The sequence below is a fragment of the Kitasatospora sp. NPDC032121 genome (assembly GCF_055580145.1).
In genome coordinates, this window is sequence record NZ_JBVILX010000003.1 from 87,861 (window position 1) to 109,132 (window position 21,272).

Below are 21,272 nucleotides of genomic sequence, written 5' to 3' on the forward strand. Positions count from 1 at the left end.
GTGGCGTGTCAACACCTCGGAGGCCGGGCCGAGCTGGTAGGAACGGTGGTCCATGCACGACACCCCCGACCCCCTGGCGGGCCCACCCGCGCGCCGCGACCCACTCGTCCGCATCCGCGGTCTCGGCAAGCGGTTCGGCGGCACTTCCGCGCTGGCCGGGATCGACCTCGACATCCATCGCGGCAGCGTCCTGGCCCTGCTCGGCCCGAACGGCGCCGGCAAGTCCACCCTCATCAAGACGCTCGCCGGGATCCACCACGCGGACCAGGGCGAGGTGACGGTGGCCGGGCACCCGCTCGGCACCGAGGCCGCTGCTCGCCGCATGGCCTTCATCCACCAGGATCTCGGTCTCGTCGAGTGGATGACGGTCGCCGAGAACATCGCCTTGGTCGCCGGCTACCCGCGCCGTCACGGGCTGATCTCCTGGCGGAGGACCCGGGAGCGCTGCGCCGACGCCCTCGCCCTGATCGCCGGGCACCTCGACGCCGACACGCGAATCGCCGACCTCGCCCCCGCCGAGCGCTCGCTGGTCGCGATCGCCCGCGCGCTGGCGACGCGGGCGGAGCTCATCGTCCTGGACGAGCCGACCGCCAGCCTCCCCGCCGCGGACTGCACCCGGCTCTTCGCCGTCCTGCGCACCCTGCGCGACCGGGGGCACGGCATCGTCCACGTCACCCACCGGCTCGACGAGGTCTACCAGGTCGCCGACACCTTCGCCGTCCTGCGCGACGGCCGTCTGATCAGCTCCGGCCCGCTCGCCGGCCACAGCCGCCGACGCCTGGTCCACGACATCGTGGGCCGCGAACCGGTCAGCCACCGGGCCGCCCCGGTCGCCTCCGCCGAGGGCCCGGTGGTGCTGAGCCTCGACGCGGTGCGGACCCCGAACGCCGGGCCGGTCAGCCTCAGGCTGCGCGCCGGCGAAATCCTCGGCATGGTGGGCCTCACCGGCGCCGGCCACTTCGACCTGGGCCGCGCCCTCGCCGGAGCCCGTCGGATCGTCGGCGGGCGGGCCCTGCTCGACGGCCGACCGTACACCCCGCACACGGTGGCCGGTGCCGTCGACTCCGGTGTCGGCCTGGTCGGCGGAAACCGTCAGGAGGAGGGCTGCGCCGCCGAACTGACGGTCCGCGAGAACTTCCTGGCGAACCCCCGGGCGGGCGGCCGGTCGGCGCTGCACTGGATCGGTCCCCGGCGCGAGCGGGCCCAGGCCGCCGCCCTGATCGAGCGGTTCTCGGTGCACCCCCGCGACAGCGAGGCGCCGATCGCCACGTTGTCCGGCGGGAACCAGCAGAAGATCATGGTCGGCCGGTGGCTCCGGGTACACCGGCGGCTGTTGATCCTCGAAGAACCGACCGCGAGCGTCGACGTCGGCGCCAAGGCCGAGCTCTACCGCCTGCTCGACCAGGCGCGGGCCGACGGCCTCGCGGTCCTGCTCATCTCCACCGACTTCGAGGAGGTCGCCACCGTGTGCCACCGGGCCCTGGTCTTCGTCCGCGGGACCGTGACCGCCGAGCTGACCGGTGCGGCCCTCACCGTCACCGAACTCACCTCCGCCGCCTCGGCCATGCCTCCCGTCACCGACGGTGACGGCGACGGGCGTGCGACAGGCCGATGACCGCGCCCCCCTTCCGTCGATTCCCGCCGGGCCGCCGGCGCGGGCACCTGATCGGCGGCTACGGCCTGCCGGCCCTCGCCGCCCTGCTGTTCCTGGTCTTCTCCCTCGCGCTGCCGAACACCTTCCCCACCCTCGACAACGTCTCCTCGATCCTGTCCAACCAGTCGGTCCCCGCCATCCTCGCGCTCGGTGCGACGATCCCCATCGCCACCGGCAGATTCGACCTGTCCATCGGCTACGGCCTCGGCCTCGCGCACGTCGCGGTGCTGTGGCTCATCGTCGACGGCGACTGGCCCTGGCCGCTCGCCTGCCTGGCCGTGATCCTGGGCGGGGCGGCCTTCGGGGCCCTCAACGGTGTCATCGTCGAGTTCGGGCGGATCGACTCCTTCATCGCCACGCTCGGCACCGGCAGCATCCTGTACGCCTTCACCGGCTGGATCACCGGTGGCGCCCGGGTCCTCCCCGGCGCGGGCGGCCTGCCGGTCGCCTTCACCGACCTCTACGACTCCACGTTCCTCGGACTGCCGGTGTCCGCCTCCTACGTGCTCGCGCTCGCGGCCGTCCTGTGGACGGTGCAGGAGCGGCTGCCGCTAGGCCGGTACCTGTACGTCATCGGCTCCAACCCGCGCGCCGCCGAACTCGTCGGAATCCCCGTCCGCCGCTACAGCGTCCATGCCTTCGCCGGATCGGGCCTGGTCGTCGGTTTCGCGGGGGTCCTGCTCGCCGCGCAGCAGCAGATCGGCAACCCGAGCGTCGGCCTGGAGTACCTGTTGCCCGCGTTCGTCGGCGCGCTGCTCGGCTCCACAGCGATCAAACCCGGACGCGCCAACAGCCTGGGCACCGTGGTCGCCGTCGCCGTCCTCGCCATCGGTCTGGCCGGAATCGGGCAGCTCGGCGCCGACTTCTGGGCCGTGCCGCTGTTCAACGGCGCGACACTGCTCCTCGCCGTCGGCCTGGCCGGCTACTCCGCACGCCGCCGGCTGCGCGCCGGCGGCGCCGGGCCCCACCGTCCGCTCACGCCGCCGTCGGCGGACGTGGCATCCTCCCGGGAGACACCATGAAGCGCGGTGCCGTGACCGTGCTGGCAGCAGTCGTGCTGGCAGCGGCCGGCACCGCCCTGGCCGGCTGCCAGCGCGGCCTGTCGACCGGGGCGGGGGGCCCCGTCGCAGGGCCCTCGGGGGTCGGCTGCCCGGCCACCCTGGCCCGGGCGAAGGCGGACGTCCGGCAGGCCGAGCAGGCCACCACCGCCTGGAACGGCCCCACCAGCGGCCCCGGGGCCGTCCCCGGCAAGTCCATCGTCTACGTCGCCCAGACCATGACCAACCCCGGCGTGGCGGGCGTCGCCAGGGGTGTCACGGAGGCCGCGACGGTCATGGGCTGGAGCGTGCGGGTGATCGACGGACAGGGCACGCCCGCCGGAATCCAGGCGGCGCTCGGCCAGGCGGTGAACCTCGGGCCCTCGGGCATCGTCATCGGGGGCTTCGACCCGGGCCTGACCTCGCGACAGGTCGCGCAGGCCGGCACGGCACACATCCCGCTCATCGGCTGGCACGCGGTCGCGGCTCCCGGGCCGAGCACGAACCCGCCGCTCTTCAGCAACATCACCACCAACGTCGGGGATGTCGCACGGCTCAGCGCGGACTGGGTCATCGCGGAGTCCAACGGCGTCGCCGGAGCCGTCGTCTTCACCGACGACTCCGTTCCGTTCGCCAGGACCAAGTCCCAACTGATCAAGGACGAACTCGCCACCTGCCCCGGCGTGAGACTGCTGGCCTCCGAGAACATCCCCATTCCGGACGCGACCAGCCGCACTCCCCAGGAGGTCTCCGCCCTCCTCGCCCGTTTCCAGGGCCAGTGGACGCACTCCGTCGCCATCAACGACCTGTACTTCGCCGACGCCGCGCCCGCCCTGCGCGCGGCCGGCAGACCGGGCGACGCGGCCCCGTACAACATCGGCGCGGGCGACGGCGACCCCTCGGCCTTCCAGCGCATCGACAGCAGACAGTTCCAGGCCGCCACCGTCCCCGAACCCCTCACCGAACAGGGCTGGCAGATCGTCGACGAGTTCAACCGCGCCTTCTCCGACCAGCCCGCCAGCGGCTACGTCGCCCCGGTCCACATCGCCACGGCCGCCAACAGCGGCGGAGCAACCTCCTGGGACCCGTCGGGCTACCGCGAGGCGTACCGGACGATCTGGGGCAGGTAGCGAGGGCAGGTAGCGAGGGGGCGGTGCCCGGCGGAGCCCCTGTGATCAGTCCGCGTCAGCGCGGTCGTCGGGGAGCCGGTGGCCGAGAAGCACGGCGATGTCGTCGTCGAGGGCGGCACCGCTGTATGCGAGCAGATCCTCGTGCAGGCGGTTCAGGAGCTCGCGTGGCGGCAGGGCGGTCCAGTTGCGGACACGCTGGGTGAGCGGGTAGAAGGCTCCGGTTCGGTCGCGAGTCTCGGTCACGCCGTCGGTGTACAGCAGCAGCCGGTCGCCCGGACGGAAGGGCTCCACGTCGACGTGGTAGTCGCCGCCGAGCAGCACACCGAGGTTGAGCGGCGGCGACGGATCACACGGGGCCAGTTCGCTGACCCTGTCCCGGTTGATGAGCAGCGGCGGGGGGTGACCGCAGTTGACGATGCGGACCACGGGCTCGTCGCCGGGAATCTCGGCGAGGACGGTGGTGATGAAGCGTTCCTCGCTATCGGGGAGCCGGTCGGCCCGGCGGCTCATGCTCCGCTCCAGTCGACGCGCCACCGCGGGCAGATCGGGCTCGTCGTAGGCGGCCTCGCGGAAGGCGGCCAGCATCGCCGCGGCCGTCTCCACCGCGAGCAGGCCCTTGCCCCGGACATCGCCGATCAGCAGGCGCACACCGTGCGCGGTGCTCATCGCCTCGAAGAGGTCGCCGCCGATCTGGGCCTCCGCAGCTGCCGACACGTACAGGGTTTCGATGCTGACGCGGCCCAGGCGGTGGGGAACCGGACGCAGCAGCACGCGCTGCGCCGTCTCGGCCACCGAGCGCACGGTGGCCAGGGTGCGTTCCCTGCGCATTCGGTGGGCGGCCAGAAGGACGCCCAGCGCCCCGACCAATGCCGTGGAGAAGTAGGTGGCCACGTAGTGGCGCTCGAACAGATAACCCACGACGCGGCCCGCACAGCACGGAGTGCCCGCCAGCACGCCTTCGAAGACCAAGGCGAAGACCGTGATGGCGCCGACGAAGGCGGGACCGTGGGCGAAAGCGGCGATGACGGGCAGGGCGATGAGCAGAAAGCTCACCGGCCACTGCACGGGAGTGATCGGTTCCAGCGCCAGGATGACCGCGACGTAGATGGCGGGCAGCCAGCGGAGCCAGGCCGGCTGGGCGGGCACCTGAGGCTCCGTCCCGTCCGGCTCCGTCGCACGGTGCCGAGCGGCCCCGCCGAAGCCCGGGAGCCTCACCGCGCGCTCCGGTGACGGTGCGCCCGGCCGAACGAGGAACTGCGGGGAACCGGCCGGGCACGGGCGGGCGAAGCGGACCGCCGCGGCCCCGCGAACGGCGGATCCGTCAGCGTGCCGGGGAGCGTCCGCCCGGACGGCGGCGGGAGTCCGACAGCCGCGGGGGGCACCGCGGCGCCCAGCGGTGTGACCCCGAACTCCCGGTGGCGGGCGTCATCCGGTTCGTGATCCGCCTGTGCATGCATACGTCCATCATCACGACATACCAGCCACTGCCGCCCGCCGACGGAGCCGGGCACGCGCCCGCACGGCGCCCGCGAAAGGGCCGGCGGGCCGACCGTCCGGGCGGACCATCAGGCCGACCATGGGGCCGACCGCCGGGGCGATCAGCCCGCGCAGGTCGGGCACAGCCCCCGGTAGGTGACCTCCGCCTGCGACACGGCGAACCCAAAGCGCTGCTCGGCCGGCAGGTCGGCCAGCGGATTGCCCCGCGGCTGGACGTCGCGGATGGCGCCGCAACCGGTGCAGATCAGGTGCTGGTGCGGGCGGTGCGCGTTCGGGTCGTACCGCTTGGCGCGCCCGTCGGTGGCCACCTCGACGACCTCGCCCAGGGCGACCAGTTCGCCGAGCGTGTTGTAGACCGTCGCCCGGGAGATCTCCGGGAGGCGCTCCGCCGCCCGGGCGTGCACCTCGTCGGCGGTCAGGTGCACGTGCTCGCCGTCCAGGACCTCGGCCACGACACGCCGCTGGGAGGTGAGGCGCCAGCCGCGCCCGCGCAGCCGCTCCAGCAGGTCACTCATATCGGTTCACCTATTCAGGTCAAGGGGAGGACCGGAGTTTACCAATTCACATCCGGTGCCTTCCGGATCCCGATCGGATATGGCTTTGGTGTCATTCTTGACTTGGATTCCGTCCATCGTAGGATCGGCTCCGGCGCTAGCCTGGGTAGCAGCAGCACGTGACTCCCGTCGCTGCCGTGCGCAACGGCGAGCAGTGGCAACACGTGACGCACCAGGACCAGACAGCAGCAGTAGGTGCCGTAGGTAGCAGAGAAGACACCGTGATCCGCCTTGTGAGGGAAGGATTCCCATGTCTGACAACCACGATGCAACCGGCGTAGAGGCGAACGCGGAGGGCTGCCCGGTGAACCACGGGCGGGCGCCGCACCCCACCCAGGGCGGCGGGAACCGCCAGTGGTGGCCGGAACGGCTCAATCTGAAGATCCTCGCGAAGAACCCCGCCGTGGCCAATCCGCTCGGTGCGGACTTCGACTACGCCGAGGCCTTCAAGACCCTCGACCTCCCGGCCGTCAAGCGGGACATCCAGGAGGCCCTCACCACCTCGCGGGACTGGTGGCCGGCCGACTTCGGCTACTACGGCCCCTTCATCATCCGGATGGCCTGGCACAGCGCCGGCACCTACCGGATCAGCGACGGCCGCGGCGGCGCCGGCGGCGGCCAGCAGCGCTTCGCCCCGCTGAACAGCTGGCCGGACAACGCCAGCCTGGACAAGGCCCGCCGCCTGCTGTGGCCGGTCAAGAAGAAGTACGGACGCGCCCTGTCCTGGGCCGACCTGATCGTCCTGTCCGGCAACGTGGCCCTGGAGGGCATGGGCTTCCGGACCTTCGGCTTCGGCGGCGGCCGGGTCGACGAGTGGGAGCCGGACGAGGACGTCTACTGGGGCCCCGAGACCACCTGGCTCGGCGACGAGCGCTACACCGGCGACCGCGAGCTGGAGAACCCGCTGGCCGCCGTCCAGATGGGCCTGATCTACGTCAACCCCGAGGGCCCCAACGGCAACCCGGACCCGATCGCCGCCGCCCGCGACATCCGCGAGACCTTCTACCGCATGGCGATGAACGACGAGGAGACCGTCGCGCTGATCGCCGGCGGCCACACCTTCGGCAAGACCCACGGCGCCGGCCCGGCCGACTCCGTGGGCCCGGCCCCGGAGGACGCCCCGATCGAGCAGCAGGGCCTCGGCTGGAGGAGCACCTTCGGCACCGGCGTCGGCGGCGACGCCATCACCAGCGGCCTGGAGGGCACCTGGACGCCCACCCCGGTCACCTGGGACAACAGCTTCTTCGAGACGCTGTTCGGCTACGAGTGGGAGCTCACCAAGAGCCCCGCCGGCGCGCACCAGTGGAAGCCCAAGGACGGCGGCGGCGAGGGCACCGTCCCCGACGCCCACGACCCGAGCAGGCGGCACGTGCCGATCATGCTCACCACCGACCTCTCGCTGCGCTTCGACCCGGTCTACGAGCCGATCTCCCGGCGCTTCCTGGAGAACCCGGAGGAGTTCGCCGACGCCTTCGCCCGCGCCTGGTTCAAGCTGACCCACCGCGACATGGGCCCGGTGGTCCGCTACCTCGGCCCGGAGGTCCCCGCCGAGCACCTGCTCTGGCAGGACCCGCTGCCGCAGGCCACCTACCGGCAGATCGGCGCGGCCGATGTCGCCGACCTCAAGCGGCGGATCGCCGCCACCGGCCTGTCGGTGTCCGAGCTGGTCTCCACCGCCTGGGCCGCCGCCTCCTCCTTCCGCTCCAGCGACAAGCGCGGCGGCGCCAACGGCGGCCGCATCCGGCTCCAGCCGCAGGCCGGCTGGGAGGTCAACGAGCCCGACCGGCTCGCCACCGTGCTGCGCGCCCTCGAAGGCGTCCGGCAGGAGTTCAACACGCAGGCCGGCGACAAGCAGGTCTCGCTCGCGGACCTGGTGGTGCTGGCCGGCGGCGTCGGCGTCGAGCAGGCCGCCAAGGCGGCCGGCCTGGCCGTCGAGGTGCCGTTCGCGCCCGGACGGGTGGACGCGACGCAGGAACTCACCGACACCGAGTCCTTCGCCGCGCTGGAGCCCAAGGCGGACGGCTTCCGCAACTGGGTCGGCAAGGGCAACCGACTGCCGGCCGAGTACCTGCTGCTCGACAAGGCCAACCTGCTGGGCGTCAGCGCGCCCGAAATGACCGTGCTGGTCGGCGGCCTGCGCGTGCTGGGCGCCAACCACGGCAAGTCCACGCACGGCGTGCTCACCTCCACCCCGGGCGTGCTGACGAACGACTTCTTCGTCAACCTGCTGGACCTGGGCACCAGTTGGAAGGCCACCTCGGAGGACGGGCACACCTTCGAGGGTCGGGACGAGTCGGGCCGGGTGCGCTGGACCGGCACCCGCGCCGACCTGGTGTTCGGCTCCAACGCCGAACTGCGGGCCATCGCCGAGGTGTACGCGGCCGACGACGCCAAGGAGAAGTTCGTCGAGGACTTCGTCGCGGCCTGGGTCAAGGTCATGAACGCGGACCGCTTCGACCTCGCGTGATGCCGGTCGACTGACGGCGACGGCGGGAGCCCGGGGGCGCCACCTCCGGGCTCCCGCCGTCGCTACGGGCTCCCGCCGGGGGACCTCACCCGGCGCCGCCCGTTTCGCGTGGTCCTGCCCGTGCCGGGTGGTGCTGCCCGGTCCTGGTGGGCTCAGGAGGAGTCCTCGTCCGTGCTCTGCTGCTCCGCCCGCTTCTCGGCGGCCCGGACCTGCTCGGTGAAGTCGTGGGCGTCGATCCGCTCGACCGAGGCCCCGTGCCGGGCGGCCAGCTCGTCGGCCGGGCCCGGCACGGACTCCCTGACCTCCAGGGCGAGCAGCGCGCCGCCGTCCGGCACCCGGGGCGAGAGCAGGATCAGCCCGGCGCCGCCCTCGCTCGCCTGGTGCTCCTCGGCCGCGTTGCCGATCACCGCACCCGCCGCGAAGCCCAGCAGCACCCCGACCGGCCCGCCGAGCAGTCCGATCAGGCCGCCCAGCGCGCCGGAGCCGACGGTGGTCAGGCCGGCGCCCCGGGTGAAGGTGTCCTTGACCTCCAGCAGGCCGTCGGCGCTGCGCTCCATCGCGGCCACCATCCGCAGGCCCGGCAGGCGTTGCGCCTCGTCGAAGGCGGGGCGCCAGGCACCGGCGTCCGGGAAGGTCAGCAGGACGACGTTGTGCTGCTCGCTCATCGCGCTCCGATCGGGGCCGGGGCCGGTGGTGGCCGGGCCTCCATCGTGGCCCGGGGTGCGGGGCGCTGCCACCCCGGTCTCCTCAGCGCTGCTCGTCGGCGGGGCGGTTGGACACCGGCCCGAGGTCCGCCGGAGGCGTTCGACCAGCAGGGCGTCGGTCTCCTCCGGGGTGGCGGCGCTGACGCGCTCGCCGGCTTCGTCCCACCGGCCGACGGGGTAGCCGCCGCCCTCCTGCGGATGGGCGTTCGGGAGGCCCCGGTCGGCCCACGGGGTGTGGTCGACAGGCTGAAGTGCAGGTTGTGGTGGCTGGTCCAGTGGCTGGTCCAGGGGAACAGCCGGCGCAGCCGGGGCTCGGAGCGGGCGGCCCTGAGCAGGCGGACCAGGTCGTCGTGGTAGCTGCCGGGGCCGTGCCCGTACTCCCGCTCGATCCCCTCCCGGTTCCGGACGGTCCTCTCCCAGCGGGCCGCCACCGCGGCCTCGGGGCCGATCGTCCGGGCGGCGGCGATGTCCGGGAGGACGGGCTTGGGCGGCATGTCCATCTGATCACCGGATCGCATGCCGGGCAGGCTGTCGTACCGGACGCCGGGCGCGACGACGCCGGGTGCGACGGCCCGTCAGGCCCCCGTGCGGGCCGCGTCGCGCAGCTTGCGCCAGGTGCGGCCGAGGGAGGACGGTCCGGTGCGTCCGGCGGCGGGCGCACCGGACTCCCAGGACCGGGCCGCCTCGGCGAGGCTCTCCGGCGGCGCCGGTGCGATCGGCGGGCCGCCCCGGTCGGGTTGGTCGGCCCGGTCGGACCGGACCGACCGGGCGGCGCGGGCGGCGCGCAGGAGGTCCTCGGGGCCGAGCGCGGCGAGCCGGGCCCGGGCGTGGTCGAGCAGGGTGGCGCAGGCGGCGGTGATCGCGGCCTCGCCGAGCGGGCGGGCCGGGAGGTCGAGGCCCTCGGCCAACTGCCGTTCCAGGGCGGCGCGCAGATCCTGGACGGAGAGGTCGCGGACGGTCAGCGACAGGTGGGCGGAGAGGCCGCCGGCGCCGACCGCCCGGTGGGCGAAGCCGCGCGGGATGTAGAGCACGCCGCCGGGTTCGAGGACGCCGTGCAGCCGCAGTGGGGAGCGCTCGTCGTCCGGCAGTTCGCCGAGCCGCCAGTCGGCCGCGGTCGGCGCGTCGTGGACGTACCAGGTCTTGCGGCCGGCGGCCTGGAGGACGAACACGTCGGCGTCGTCGCGGTGCACCGCGAGGCCCTGGCCGCCGGCCGGGGTGACGAAGAAGAAGGCCTCTATCCGCCGGTCGAGCTCCTCGGAGAGCCGGGCCACCAGGTCGCCGGTCGGGCGGTGCCACTGGTCGACGCAGCGCAGCAGCAGGGTCGCCCCGCGGCGCAGCTGGGCGAGGACCCGCGCCCGGTCGGCGAAGCCGTGGTGGGTGACGCCGTTGACCACGCGGGAGGTGGTGAAAGCCTCGGGCGGGATGGTGACCTTGTCGGAGCGGACCATCTCCAGGTAGGGCGTGCGCAGCAGCCCGCCGTCGAAGGCGGCGTCCAGTTCGTCGAGGTCGAACGGCGAGGCGGGGGCCGCGGGAGCCACCGGTGCCGCCGGGGCCTTCGGGGCCGCCGGGGCATTCGGGGCCTCCGGTGCCGCCGAGTTCTCCCGGGGGAAGAGCGCGGGCTCGCGCTGCCACTGGCGCTCGGCGAAGCTCCGGACGTCGCCGACCCAGTCGGCCAGCGTGGGCGATTCCATGGTGTGTCCCGTGGTGTCAGGGGTGTTCCGGGGCGCGGGGGCGCGGGAGCGCGGGGCCCCAGGGGTCCTCTACGAGCCGGGCGTCAGGCCCCGACCTGCGCCTCGAACCGTACGGAGAGCAGGGAGCGCAGCGGCACCTGCGCCTCCTGCTGCGGGCCGCGGACGGTGAGCCGGTTGTCCAGGGCGACGGTCAGCAGCCGCTCGGCCAGCGGCACGATCAGGTGCTTGGCCCAGCAGCGGGCGCCGTCGAAGCCGAAGGGCATGAACGCGGGCGCCTTCTCCGGGTCCGTGACGCCGTCCCAGCGTTCGGGGCGGAACTCCAGCGGGTCGGACCAGTAGTCGGGGTGGCGGTGCATCAGCAGCGGGAAGAGCGCGACGTCGTCCTCGGGGCGGATCTCGGGGTGCAGGGCGGTGTACGCCGCGCCGCCGTTGCGGTACAGCATCCACGCCGGTGGGAGTAGCCGCAGCGTCTCCCAGAGGATGGCGGTGAGGTCGGCGCGCTGCTCCGGCCGGTCCCGTTCCGGGCCCATCAGCCACAGGGCGTTGCCGGTCAGCGCGGCCACGCCGTCGCACAGGGTGGCCGTCGCCCGCCGGTACATCGCGACGGCCTGCCGGCGGTCCAGCGGGTCGTCGGCGTCGCGGATCAGCCCGGCCAGTGCGGTGCGCCCGTCCTGCTCGGCGGAGCCGGGCCAGCGGGTGGCGGCGCGGTCGACGAGCCGGGAGAGGGTGTCGGAGCGGGTCACGCCGCGCTTCGACAGCAGCGAGACGGGCAGCGGGTCGCCGGAGAACAGCCAGCGGCGCAGGTAGGAGGTGCCCGCGTAGGGCCAGGCGCCGGCCATCCCGCGGGCCGGGGGCGGCGGCTTGCGGCTGCCCGCCACGGCGTCCTGGCCCAGCGCCCGGATCGTCCGGGTCGCGCTGTCGTGGGGGATTTCGGCGCCCGCGGCGGGTTTGTAGACCGATCGCTCGGTGGAAAGCACGGGGCGGGCCGCGACGATTTCGGCCATCAGTCGGGAGTCCGAGACGCCGACCTTGGCCGGGTCGATCCGGAAGACCTTCTCGTCCCTGGCCAGCAGGTCCCGAATCGTCGGGGCGAACACGACGGTACGGCTGCGCGCGGTGGCCGTCGCCATTTCTTCCATGGGAATTCGGCCTCCAATGCGAAATGCCCGGGAAATGCCTGGGAGGTGCGTTCGGTGCGGCGCGCGGGGAATTCCGGACGCGCCGCGGCGCCGGCGGGAGACGTGGCCGACCCTCGCTCCCGCCGACGGCCGACCACGTCAGATGACGTGCAGCACCCACGCGTGGTTCGCGAGGTCCTCGTTCTTCTTGAACTTCTTGACGAGCGTCTTGATCATCTTCATGGCTGTCTCCATTCCGGTGATTGCGGCTGCGGCGAGAATGCCGCACCCGGGCCGTCCGAGCTATTCGGCATTCCGTTGCCGGGTGCCGAACGCGTTCATCTGTCATGGACCCTAACCGAAAGATCGCCGCTCGGACACCCCTTCCGCAGAGGATTATGCGATCTCTGCGCCTTGTTAGCGGTCTATTCGATGGTCGAATCGTTATAACCCGTGGAAATCAAGGTGGGGCGCGGAGTGGGAACGCGAAAGGGCCCCGCGAAGCCGCGGGGCCCTGCTGCGCGTACGACGGGTACGGCGCGGTCGGTCAGGTGTCGAGCACGGTCAGGTGTCGAGCACGGTGATCAGTTGTAGGTCGTGGTGACGGTCACGCCGCCGAAGCCCTGCTGGCCGTAGAGGCTGAAGTACACCCAGCCGGACGGCGGGTTGGTGATGGTCAGGGTCTCGCCGTTGCCGCCGTTGGTGGACTTGGCCTGGTACGAGCCGGTGGAGGCCCAGGCCCCGCCGTTGTAGTACAGGTCGGCGTTGCCGGTGCCGCCGCTGGTGGTGATGGTCAGCTGCTGCACGCCGACCGGCAGGTACAGGAAGCTGTAGCTGTAGTTCCCGGTGGTGGCGGCCACGCCGTCGCGGCGGCAGTTCTTGTCGAACTGCCGGGTGTCGGCGGCGGTGCAGAGCGGGGCCTTGGGCTGCTCGGTGGGCAGGGTGCCGCAGTTGTCGGCGGCGCAGGCCTTGAGCCAGGTGGCGAAGTCGGCGTCGTACTTGGTGCCGATGGTGGTCTTCAGGAGGGCGCGGGCGCCGTTCCAGTCACCGGCCCGGTACTTGGCGAGCACCGCGGTGACGTCGTCCGGGTGCGACTGGAGCATGTAGCGGACGGCCAGGTAGCCCCAGTTGTAGGTCCGGGTGGAGTCCGAGTTGTCGTAGGTGGTGTCGAACAGGGTGCTCAGCGCGTAGGTGCCCTTGCCGGCCTGGGCGACCGCGGCGTCGTAGTGCTCGCCGCGGTAGCTGTAGGAGACGTACTCGGCGAGGCCCTCGACCCACCAGATGGTCGGGGTGGTCATGCCGGCCTCGAAGTCGCCGTACATGTCGTAGCGGCCGTCGAGGTAGTGGGTGTACTCGTGGTTGAGGTTCCAGATCTGGAACTGCGGGCGCAGCCAGGAGGCCTCGTGGGCGATGAAGCGGGCCTGGTTGCCGGCCTTGGCCGGGTCGCCCTCCTCGTACATGCCGCCGTTGTCGACGTCGATCTTGTACATCTCCCAGGCGTACAGGCTGTAGTTGTAGTAGTCGTCGAAGACGACGACCTCGAGGCTGGTGTTGTTGTCGTTGGCGACCGGGCCGTTGTCCTTGACGATCTTGTGGAAGAACGCGTCCTGGTTGACCAGGCTGGTGCAGGTGTCGGCGAGCTGCTGCGCGGTCATGTCCTGGGCGCGGATGCGCAGGTTGGCGTTGCAGGTGTGGTCGACGGTGAGCACCAGCGGGACGAGCTTGGCGGGCACGTCACAGGTGCCGTAGAGGGAGCAGTTGCCCTCGTCCTTCTTCTCCGTGAACCAGAGCAGGTTCATGGTGAGCGGACCGGTGTTGCCGACCAGCGGGTAGCGGTTGATCAGGTCCTTGAGGATCGGCCGGCCCTGGGCGCGCAGCTCGTCGTGGGCGACCAGGTTGCCGAGCTGGATGCCGATCCTGGTGACCAGGTCACCGCCGTCGAGCAGGCCGCTGTTGCGGGTCACGAAGGACGCCGCGGTGGTGGCGAAGGACGGGTCGGCCTGGAGGGCGGAGACGAACTCCGGCAGGTCGAAGCCGCGCTCGATGACGGTCTCGGTGTTGGCGACGGCGGTGGTCATCGCGGCCGGCCAGCTGCCGGTGTAGTCGTTCAGCAGCCGCTTGACGACGCCGGTGTAGCGGGCGTTCTCCTGGGCGCTGTCGATCAGGGTGACGGCCTCGGCGAGGGTGGCGCCGTTGGCGTCGGTGACGTCCTTGCTGTGCGGGGCGGCGTAGAAGGCGTCCAGCGCGCCGCGGATGGCGGTCTTGAGGCTGTCGCCGTACGGGCCCACGGCGTCCTTGTTGTACCACTGCGCGTAGTACCCGGCCCGCAGGAAGAGCACCAACTGCCCGGCCGAGGTGGAGTTGTCGCCGGGGTAGGTGGCGGCGGTGTCGCGCAGGGCGTTGGCGACGGTGACCATCTGGGCCTCGTTGAAGGCGCCCTTGGCGTCGTTGCCGGTGAGCCGGAACAGCGTGTTGACGCAGTCGAGCCCGGAGCCCTTGACCTGCTGGACCAGCGCGGCACCGGACTTGCCGGTGAAGGCGGAGACGTCGCAGGCGGCGGCGGCCGAGAACGACCGGGCCGACTTGGCGGCGCCGACGGTGCTGCCCGCCGTCGGGGCGGTCGCCTTGGCCTGCGGGTCCGAGGCGAGCGGCCGGTCGTCCTGCGGGGTGTCGGGGGACTTGGGCACGGGGATCGTGCGGGGCGCGGCCTTCCCGGCCGAGGTGGCGGGCTTGCCGGCCGGGGTGGCCGAGGGGGCTCCGGCGGCGTGGGCCGCCGGTGCGAACAGGCCGAGTGAGAGGAGGAGGGCGGTGCCGAGCGCGGGGAGCCTGCGCACGCCGTCCTTCGCCATCGAGGAGGGACGCATCTGTGGGGGCCTCCGGGGCCGTTGAGGGTGGGGGCGGCCGTGCTGTGTGGGGCGCACGGGCCTTGCTGTGTGACATGTAAAATGGCACAAGCCTGAACGTGGAGGGAAGCCCCCAAGAACGGATTGCCGGTCGGCGAGACCGAAACGTTGCCGGAGCGCGTCGGAATGCGTGTCGGAACGCGTCGTCGTGGCGCGTCGTCAGAACGGACGATAGGTCAGCCGGCCGACCGTGCCGACGGCGTGAGCGCCGCGAACTCCAGCGGCGCCGACGGATCCACCGACAGGTCCGCCGGGGCCGGCTCCGCACCCGCGCGGACCAGCAGGTCCCCGACCGCCGCCACCATCGCGCCGTTGTCGGTGCACAGCCGCAGCGGCGGCACCCGCAGCGCGATCCCCGCCGCCGCGCACCGCCGCTCGGCCAGCGCCCGCACCCGGGAGTTGGCCGCGACCCCGCCCACCACCACCAGGGTGCCGATCCCGTGGTCCAGGCAGGCCCGCACCGCCTTGCGGGTCAGCACGTCCGCGATCGCCTCCTGCAGCGCGGCCGCCGCGTCCGGCACCCGGGGCTCGCGCTGCGACTCGACCCAGCGGGCGGCCGCGGTCTTCAGGCCGGAGAAGGAGAACGCGTACGGGTCGTCATGCGGCCCGGTCAGCGGGCGCGGCAGTCGGACGGCCGTCGGATCGCCCTCGCGCGCCGCCCGGTCGATCGCCGGACCGCCCGGGTAGGGGAGCCCCAGGATCCGGGCGACCTTGTCGAAGCACTCGCCGGCCGCGTCGTCCAGGGTGTCGCCGAGGTGGACGATCGGGTCCCGGGCCAGGTCGCGCACCAGCAGCAGCGAGGTGTGGCCGCCCGAGACGATGAGCACCACGCAGGGGTCGGGCAGCGGCCCGCCGTCCAGGGTGGCGGCGGCGACGTGCCCGGCGAGGTGGTGCACGCCGTACAGCGGGACGCCCAGCGAGAAGGCGTACCCCTTGGCGGCGGCCACGCCCACCTGGAGCGCCCCGGCCAGTCCGGGGCCGGCGGTCACCGCGACCGCGCCGACGTCCGCCAGGGTGAGTCCGGCCCGGTCCAGCGCCTCCCGGACCACCGGCGCCATCGCGTGCACGTGCGCCCGGGCGGCGATCTCCGGCACCACCCCGCCGTAGCGGGCGTGCTCGTCCATCGACGAGGCCACCGCCTGTCCGAGCAGCACGCCGTCGCGCACCAGGCCCGCGCCGGTCTCGTCGCAGGAGGACTCGATGCCCAGCACCACCGGCGACCCTGTCACAGTCACTCACCTTTGTCGGTCATTACACGGAACGACGACCATTGTGCCCGACGCGATGTGAGGAATAAGCAGGAGCCCATGCTTCGTTCTTGCAACTCATACGCAATAGTGTTGTCCCGGCACGATCACACCTCCACCGCCGTCCAACGCGGTTCAACCCGCCGAAAGGGGCCGTGTCCTGATGGGCACCTACACGCTTCCCGACCTCCCGTACGACTACTCCGCGCTGGAGCGGGCGATGTCGGCCGAGATCCTGGAGCTGCACCACTCCAAGCACCACGCCGCGTACGTCAAGGGCGCCAACGACACCCTCGACCAGCTGGCCGAGGCCCGCGACAAGGAGCAGTTCGGCGGCCTGGTCGGCCTGCAGAAGACCTTCGCCTTCCACCTGTCGGGCCACGTGCTGCACTCGCTGTTCTGGCAGAACCTCTCGCCCGAGGGCGGCGAGCGCCCCGAGGGCGAGCTGGCCGACGCCATCACCGAGCACTTCGGCAGCTTCGAGGCCTTCAAGAAGCAGCTCACCAACGCCACCACCGGCGTCCAGGGCTCCGGCTGGGGCATCCTGTCCTGGGAGCCGCTCGGGCAGCGCCTGATCGTCGAGCAGGTCTACGACCACCACGGCAACGTCGGCCAGAACACCACCCCGCTGCTGGCCTTCGACGCCTGGGAGCACGCCTACTACCTGCAGTACCGCAACGTCCGCCCGGACTACGTCACCCGCCTGTGGGACGTCGTCAACTGGCAGGACGTGTCGGACCGCTTCGCGGCCGTCAAGAGCGCCTGACCCCGTCGGGTGACGGTCGGCCCCGGACCGGTCGGGCGGTCCGGGGCCGACCCCTGCCGTGCCTGTCCGGTACGGGAGTTGACGCCCGACACAGCCGGTGCACCCCGCCGCAGGCCGGACGCCATCCGTCGTTCGCCTGCCGGTCGCGTGTCCTCCCTACGCTCGCTCGGACCACCGCCGGTGACCGGCCGGCAACGGCCTCCCGGCCCTGTCCGCTGCGTCGCCGCCGCTGCGCCGCCACCGCCGTCGCCGCAGCCGCGGTTGCCGCCGCCGAGCGAAAGGGCGCCCGATGGCCCCGCGTCTCTCCCTCGTCGTCCCGATCCACAACGTCGAGCGCTACCTCCAGGAGTGCCTGGACTCGATCGCGGCGCAGACCTTCGGGGACTTCGAGTGCGTCATGGTCGACGACGGCTCGACCGACGACGGCCCGGCCATCGCCAAGGCCCACGCCGAGCGGGACCCCCGCTTCCGGCTGGTCAGCCAGGAGAACCAGGGTCTGGGCGCCGCCCGCAACACCGGCTGGCGCCACCTCACCCCCGGCACCGAGTACCTGGCCTTCGTCGACAGCGACGACACCCTGCCGCCGCACGCCTACCAGCTGATGATCGACACCCTGGACGGGACCGGCTCCGACTTCGCCGCCGGCAACGCCCTGCGGCTGCGCACCACCGGCCTCAGCCCCTCGCACGGCCACCGCCGCCCGTTCCGCGAGACCCGGCTGCGCACCCACGTCAGCGAACTGCCCGCCCTGGTCACCGACCGCACCGCCTGGAACAAGGTCTACCGGCGCACCTTCTTCGACGGCGCGGGCCTGCTCTACCCCGAGGGCATCCTGTACGAGGACGCCCCGGTCAGCGTGCCCCACCACTTCCTCGCCGAGCAGGTCGACGTGCTCGCCGACCCGATCTACCACTGGCGCGTACGCGAGGACGGCGACCTCTCCATCACCCAGAAGAAAACCGACCCGCGAGGGCTGGTCGACCGGGTCCGCTCGATGGAACTCGTCCGCGAATGGCTGCTCGCCCGCCCCGAGCCCGTCTTCGCCGACCACCTGCGTGCCTACGACCGCAACTGCCTGGCCGAGGAGATCCCGATGTTCTTCTGGACCGTCCCCGACGGCGACCACGCCTACCGCGCTGCCTACCAGCAGCACGTCAGCCGCCTCCTGCGGGCCATCGGCCCCGAGGCTCAGGCCGGCCTCAGCCCTCAGCTGCGCCTCAAGTACGGCCTGACGACGGCCGGCCGGATGCACCGCTTCGTCGCCCTCCAGCGCCTCCACGGCGCCGTGCGCCGCACCCGCCAGGCCGTCGGCCGCCGCTGAGGCCGGCCACGGCCGTATCCGCCGCGACCGGCCCGCGGACCCGCGGGCCGGTCGCCGACACGCGTCATCCTCCGCCGCTCCGGCCGCGGCGGAGGATGACGCCGCGGCCGGAGCGGCCGACACGGTGGTCAGTACGGCCGCGAGACGACCGTGGACACAGTCATGGCTCTACTGGAACTGAACGGTGCCGGGCGGCGGGGCCGGCAGGCAGTCCGGGCCCGATCCGTCCAGCAGACCTGACATGATCACGCCGTAGGCGTGGGAGGGGTCGGTCTTGGCGAGGGGGAAGCCCACCATGAGCAGCTTGCCGGCGGGGATCTTGCTGGGGCGGATGGAGAGAACGGTCTTGCCGTCCTCCCCACTGATGTCCCAGCCGTCGGCCGGCAGGCTGGTGCTGTCGGGGGAGGGGGTCGCCGAACCGGGCGGGGCCGAGCGCGGAGTTTCGTTGTGGGGCGGTTGCGGGTTCGGGGAGGAGGACGAGGACGGGTTGGGGGACGCGGACGGGTCGGGACTGCCCCACGGGGTGGCGCAGTCGGGGTCACCGGCCAGCACGCGGCTGTGAACGCCGATGCGGTCCAGGTCCTTCTGCAGCTTGCCCAGGTCGATCTTCCCGGCCGGGTTGACGATGGTGAGTTTGACGAGGTCGTTCCCGTCGTTCTGCAGGGTGTAGGCGGCCGCGGGCTGGCTCGGCAGCACGGTCAGGGCGACGCCTCCCACGGCGGCGGCCAGACCCGAGGCCAGACCGACCGGGAGCCAGCGCACGCGGGCGCCACGGCGGGGTCGGGCCGTGGCCGACTGGTCGGGGTGCGGGTTCTCCGCCCGCTGCTGGACATGGTTCTTGAGCTCGTGCATCAACCGCTCCTCGAAGCGTTCGGCGTTCATTCAGGCCTCCACAAGGGACGAGGGGGACGGAGAGGATTCGGGATTGGTGCCGGGCTGCTGGAGGGCCTTGCGAGCCCGGTGAAGCCGGACCCGGGCAGCCACGGTGCTGATACCGAGTGCCTTGGCGGCCTCGGAGACGCTCAGACCGTCAACCGCCACCAGTTCCAGCACCTCCCGCAGCCCGCGCGGCAGCAGAGCGATGCGTTCCAGCAGCTGTCGCGAGGCGCGCTCGGCGTCGATGCGCTCCTCCAGCCGTGCGATGTCATCGCCGTCCAGCAGCCGGTGGCCGGCTATCCGGCCCTCGGCCACCCAGATCCGCGCCGCGCGCCGTTCCTGGGACGCGGCCACGTTGCGGGCGATGCCGTGCAGCCAGGCGATCGGCGTGCCCAGCTGCGGCCGGTATCCGCCGGCGGCGGAGATCGCCGCGAGGAAGACCTCGGTGACCAGGTCGGCCGCGGCGTGCGGGTCCCTGGTCCGCCGGGTCGCGTACCGCAGCACCGCTTGCACGTGCTCACGGTAGAAGGCCTCGAACGCCTCCGGATCCTCACCGATCCGCGCGACCAGACCGTTGTCCGGCGGTTTCCTCACATCGACTCCCTTGTCCGTCCGTCCCCCCATCTCCTCTTGGCGACGCACGACAGGAGCGTTACATCCGAACCTGAATCGACTTCGGGGCCCGAGCCCTCAGGGACGTCACGTGACGTGACGCCATGTCTGCCGTCACTGGAACGTCCGGGATCGTCGCTCGTGCGAGACCCGGAAGGCGTGCTCAAGCAGTGGCCCTCGCCGGCGGCGGGTTCCACGCGCTGCGGGGAAGACGTACGCCTTCCCGGAGATCCTGGGCACCAAGGAGAGCGCCCGCGAGATCCTGTCGGAAGCGGCCCCCGGCGAGTCCCTCGACGACTGCGTCGTCTTCATGGCCCACCAGGGCTACCTCTACTCCTTCATCGCCCCGCCCGAGCGGGGCGGCAGGACCCACGATGTCGCCGAGACCCACGAGGGCGTCCACGAAGGTGCGGCATCCTTCGCGGCCTTCATACACTGCTGTGGGCCTCGTGCACCTGACGGCCGCCTATCCGGCGGCGAGGGGCCGCAGGAGTACGTGCCGGTGCCGCCAGGCCAGGCGAAGGAGCGCCGCACCGGCGGGCTGCATGGGTTCCGTGTTGGTGAGGCGATCCACCTGATCCGCGGTGAAGGGAATGCCGGTCGAGCGTCCCGTGGCGTCGTCCAGCCCGACCCGACGGCCTTCATCGTTGGTGGAGATGATCCGTCGGAACGTCTCGTCGAACAGCTCGGCGTCGAAGACGGCCACGGTGAGCATGTCGGTGACGTAGGTCAGCGGATCCATCCCGAGGCCCAGCCAGAACACGCGTAGGGTGCCGTCCTCACGTGCAGCGGTGAGTTTCTGGTTGAGCGGCCAAGAGGCGTAGTCGATGGGAGACTTGTCGCTTCCGTAGTCCTCAGTGAAGCCGAGGAGTTCCTCGCTTAGCTCACGGAGGATGGAACGCCACAGGTCGAAGTCGTTGGCCTCGTTCCACGGTGCGTCGTGCGAGGCCTGGAACATCCCGACTGGCATCACCTGGTAGAGCCCGCCGCCGCTGGCGACCTTCTCGGGGTCACGCCAGTGGAGGACGAACTCCGCCTCGCCGGTGTGGCGGTCGTGCCGGATGGTGAGTGTGCTCGTGGCCGCCATGACGGGGCGTCGGGCAAGGTCGGTCGGATCGGCGATGGCGGCCCGGAACGGCGTGTGCCGGTCCGGGCCCGCCAGGGCGGCCGACGCGTACTCGTGGGCGACGGCCTCGCAGATGTTGATGACGTCGAAGTACTGCCCGCGCCCGAAGGTCAGCACGGGCTCGGCCGTGGAAGCATCGACGTCCAAGAGGCGGTAGCAGCCACGGTTTTCGAACAACTTGGGCTTGGCCAGCTCCCGGACGGCATCCGCGTAATGAAGATACGTAGTGCCATCCGCCCGACGAGGCCGGACGTGGTCGAGCTCCGGCTCGCTCCCGTCCAGGAGGCCATCCGGCGCGTCCGGCCGCCACCGCAGCCGGACGCGCTCCAAAGGCACCGGCCGCTCAGGGATCCAGTGCTGCCGAGCGATCAGCGGCGTGCCCGGGACCCGGTGCTCCGGTGGGCTCTCGTTCAGGAGCCGACCGGTCAAGGCGAACCGTTGCTCGTTCAGGAAGGCTCGAACCTGCCGCCAGTGTTCGGCACTGTTGATGGAACTCGGCGGATCATCTGCCGCGGGCGTGCTGAGCACGATGCTCCTTGTTTGCATACCGGGAGTGACGGTTCAAAACT

At 72.2% G+C, this 21,272-nt stretch carries 17 protein-coding genes; 6 read left to right on the forward strand and 11 right to left on the reverse strand.

Going from position 1 to position 21,272, the window contains the following annotated elements; translation table 11 throughout:
• Nucleotides 1–52 precede the first annotated feature (52 nt).
• Genes ACZ5OX_RS11460 through ACZ5OX_RS11470 form a run of 3 tightly spaced genes read left to right on the forward strand, consistent with a single transcriptional unit; the run spans nt 53 to nt 3,821 of the window.
• Nucleotides 53–1,615 (forward strand): sugar ABC transporter ATP-binding protein, encoded by a 1,563-nt coding sequence (locus tag ACZ5OX_RS11460; RefSeq protein ID WP_465629699.1) that lies wholly within the window; start codon nt 53–55, stop codon nt 1,613–1,615.
• Nucleotides 1,612–2,676: an ABC transporter permease gene (locus tag ACZ5OX_RS11465; protein ID WP_465629700.1), complete on the forward strand. Its 1,065-nt coding sequence runs from the start codon at nt 1,612–1,614 to the stop codon at nt 2,674–2,676. The genes ACZ5OX_RS11460 and ACZ5OX_RS11465 overlap by 4 nt, the downstream gene beginning before the upstream one ends.
• Nucleotides 2,673–3,821, forward strand: coding sequence for a substrate-binding domain-containing protein (locus ACZ5OX_RS11470; protein WP_465629701.1), 1,149 nt, complete (start codon nt 2,673–2,675; stop codon nt 3,819–3,821). Before ACZ5OX_RS11465 ends, ACZ5OX_RS11470 begins: the two co-directional genes overlap by 4 nt.
• Nucleotides 3,822–3,866: 45 nt before the next feature.
• Here the strand turns inward: ACZ5OX_RS11470 and ACZ5OX_RS11475 are convergent, their stop codons facing one another.
• Entirely contained in the window at nt 3,867–4,967 is a 1,101-nt protein-coding gene (locus tag ACZ5OX_RS11475; RefSeq protein WP_465629702.1) for a PP2C family protein-serine/threonine phosphatase, read from the reverse strand.
• Between the two features lie 452 nt (nt 4,968–5,419).
• Entirely contained in the window at nt 5,420–5,833 is a 414-nt protein-coding gene (locus tag ACZ5OX_RS11480; RefSeq protein WP_449792963.1) for a Fur family transcriptional regulator, read from the reverse strand.
• Nucleotides 5,834–6,122: 289 nt separating this feature from the next.
• Between ACZ5OX_RS11480 and katG the strand changes: the two genes are divergently transcribed.
• Nucleotides 6,123–8,339: a catalase/peroxidase HPI gene (gene katG / locus ACZ5OX_RS11485; protein WP_465629703.1), complete on the forward strand. Its 2,217-nt coding sequence runs from the start codon at nt 6,123–6,125 to the stop codon at nt 8,337–8,339.
• A 152-nt stretch (nt 8,340–8,491) separates the two neighbouring features.
• On the opposite strand, the gene ACZ5OX_RS11490 is transcribed toward katG, so the two are convergent.
• From ACZ5OX_RS11490 to tsaD, 6 genes are all read right to left on the reverse strand, one after another.
• Nucleotides 8,492–9,004 (reverse strand): histidine kinase, encoded by a 513-nt coding sequence (locus tag ACZ5OX_RS11490; RefSeq protein WP_465629704.1) that lies wholly within the window; start codon nt 9,002–9,004, stop codon nt 8,492–8,494.
• On the reverse strand, nt 9,001–9,561 hold the full coding sequence (locus tag ACZ5OX_RS11495; protein WP_465629705.1) for a DUF6193 family natural product biosynthesis protein: 561 nt from the start codon (nt 9,559–9,561) through the stop codon (nt 9,001–9,003). The genes ACZ5OX_RS11490 and ACZ5OX_RS11495 overlap by 4 nt, the downstream gene beginning before the upstream one ends.
• Nucleotides 9,562–9,618: 57 nt before the next feature.
• Complete coding sequence (locus ACZ5OX_RS11500; RefSeq protein ID WP_465629706.1) at nt 9,619–10,734, reverse strand: JmjC domain-containing protein; 1,116 nt, start codon at nt 10,732–10,734, stop codon at nt 9,619–9,621.
• Between the two features lie 83 nt (nt 10,735–10,817).
• Nucleotides 10,818–11,864 carry a cytochrome P450 gene (locus tag ACZ5OX_RS11505; protein ID WP_465629707.1) on the reverse strand — a complete coding sequence of 349 codons (1,047 nt, stop codon included), beginning with the start codon at nt 11,862–11,864 and terminating at the stop codon, nt 10,818–10,820.
• Nucleotides 11,865–12,436: 572 nt separating this feature from the next.
• A complete protein-coding gene (locus ACZ5OX_RS11510) occupies nt 12,437–14,716 on the reverse strand; it encodes a M9 family metallopeptidase (protein ID WP_465629708.1) in 2,280 nt (759 codons plus the stop codon).
• A gap of 215 nt (nt 14,717–14,931) precedes the next feature.
• Nucleotides 14,932–15,969 carry a tRNA (adenosine(37)-N6)-threonylcarbamoyltransferase complex transferase subunit TsaD gene (gene tsaD / locus ACZ5OX_RS11515; protein WP_465630124.1) on the reverse strand — a complete coding sequence of 346 codons (1,038 nt, stop codon included), beginning with the start codon at nt 15,967–15,969 and terminating at the stop codon, nt 14,932–14,934.
• 196 nt (nt 15,970–16,165) lie between these two features.
• On the opposite strand from tsaD, the gene ACZ5OX_RS11520 reads away from it, so the two are divergent.
• Together ACZ5OX_RS11520 and ACZ5OX_RS11525 are read left to right on the forward strand one after the other, a co-directional pair.
• Nucleotides 16,166–16,768: a superoxide dismutase gene (locus tag ACZ5OX_RS11520; protein ID WP_392880054.1), complete on the forward strand. Its 603-nt coding sequence runs from the start codon at nt 16,166–16,168 to the stop codon at nt 16,766–16,768.
• Nucleotides 16,769–17,057: 289 nt separating this feature from the next.
• Nucleotides 17,058–18,089 (forward strand): glycosyltransferase family 2 protein, encoded by a 1,032-nt coding sequence (locus ACZ5OX_RS11525; protein WP_465629709.1) that lies wholly within the window; start codon nt 17,058–17,060, stop codon nt 18,087–18,089.
• A 168-nt stretch (nt 18,090–18,257) separates the two neighbouring features.
• Here ACZ5OX_RS11525 and ACZ5OX_RS11530 read toward each other — a convergent pair whose 3' ends face one another.
• The 3 genes from ACZ5OX_RS11530 to ACZ5OX_RS11540 all read right to left on the reverse strand — a co-directional run bounded on the left by ACZ5OX_RS11530 (nt 18,258) and on the right by ACZ5OX_RS11540 (nt 21,231).
• Entirely contained in the window at nt 18,258–18,971 is a 714-nt protein-coding gene (locus tag ACZ5OX_RS11530; RefSeq protein WP_465629710.1) for a hypothetical protein, read from the reverse strand.
• Nucleotides 18,972–19,559: an RNA polymerase sigma factor gene (locus tag ACZ5OX_RS11535; protein WP_465629711.1), complete on the reverse strand. Its 588-nt coding sequence runs from the start codon at nt 19,557–19,559 to the stop codon at nt 18,972–18,974.
• A 484-nt stretch (nt 19,560–20,043) separates the two neighbouring features.
• Nucleotides 20,044–21,231, reverse strand: coding sequence for a helix-turn-helix domain-containing protein (locus tag ACZ5OX_RS11540; RefSeq protein WP_465629712.1), 1,188 nt, complete (start codon nt 21,229–21,231; stop codon nt 20,044–20,046).
• Nucleotides 21,232–21,272 lie beyond the last annotated feature (41 nt).

Bases quoted from the DNA above. Each gene is read 5' to 3' on its own strand.
- ACZ5OX_RS11465 (WP_465629700.1), top strand. From the start codon at position 1,612: ATGACCGCGCCCCCCTTCCGTCGATTCCCGCCGGGCCGCCGGCGCGGG.
- ACZ5OX_RS11495 (WP_465629705.1), bottom strand. From the start codon at position 9,561: ATGCGATCCGGTGATCAGATGGACATGCCGCCCAAGCCCGTCCTCCCG.
- ACZ5OX_RS11510 (WP_465629708.1), bottom strand. From the start codon at position 14,716: ATGCGTCCCTCCTCGATGGCGAAGGACGGCGTGCGCAGGCTCCCCGCG.
- ACZ5OX_RS11460 (WP_465629699.1), top strand. From the start codon at position 53: ATGCACGACACCCCCGACCCCCTGGCGGGCCCACCCGCGCGCCGCGAC.
- ACZ5OX_RS11525 (WP_465629709.1), top strand. From the start codon at position 17,058: ATGGCCCCGCGTCTCTCCCTCGTCGTCCCGATCCACAACGTCGAGCGC.
- ACZ5OX_RS11520 (WP_392880054.1), top strand. From the start codon at position 16,166: ATGGGCACCTACACGCTTCCCGACCTCCCGTACGACTACTCCGCGCTG.
- ACZ5OX_RS11500 (WP_465629706.1), bottom strand. From the start codon at position 10,734: ATGGAATCGCCCACGCTGGCCGACTGGGTCGGCGACGTCCGGAGCTTC.
- ACZ5OX_RS11470 (WP_465629701.1), top strand. From the start codon at position 2,673: ATGAAGCGCGGTGCCGTGACCGTGCTGGCAGCAGTCGTGCTGGCAGCG.
- ACZ5OX_RS11480 (WP_449792963.1), bottom strand. From the start codon at position 5,833: ATGAGTGACCTGCTGGAGCGGCTGCGCGGGCGCGGCTGGCGCCTCACC.
- ACZ5OX_RS11530 (WP_465629710.1), bottom strand. From the start codon at position 18,971: ATGAACGCCGAACGCTTCGAGGAGCGGTTGATGCACGAGCTCAAGAAC.
- ACZ5OX_RS11490 (WP_465629704.1), bottom strand. From the start codon at position 9,004: ATGAGCGAGCAGCACAACGTCGTCCTGCTGACCTTCCCGGACGCCGGT.
- ACZ5OX_RS11505 (WP_465629707.1), bottom strand. From the start codon at position 11,864: ATGGCGACGGCCACCGCGCGCAGCCGTACCGTCGTGTTCGCCCCGACG.
- katG (WP_465629703.1), top strand. From the start codon at position 6,123: ATGTCTGACAACCACGATGCAACCGGCGTAGAGGCGAACGCGGAGGGC.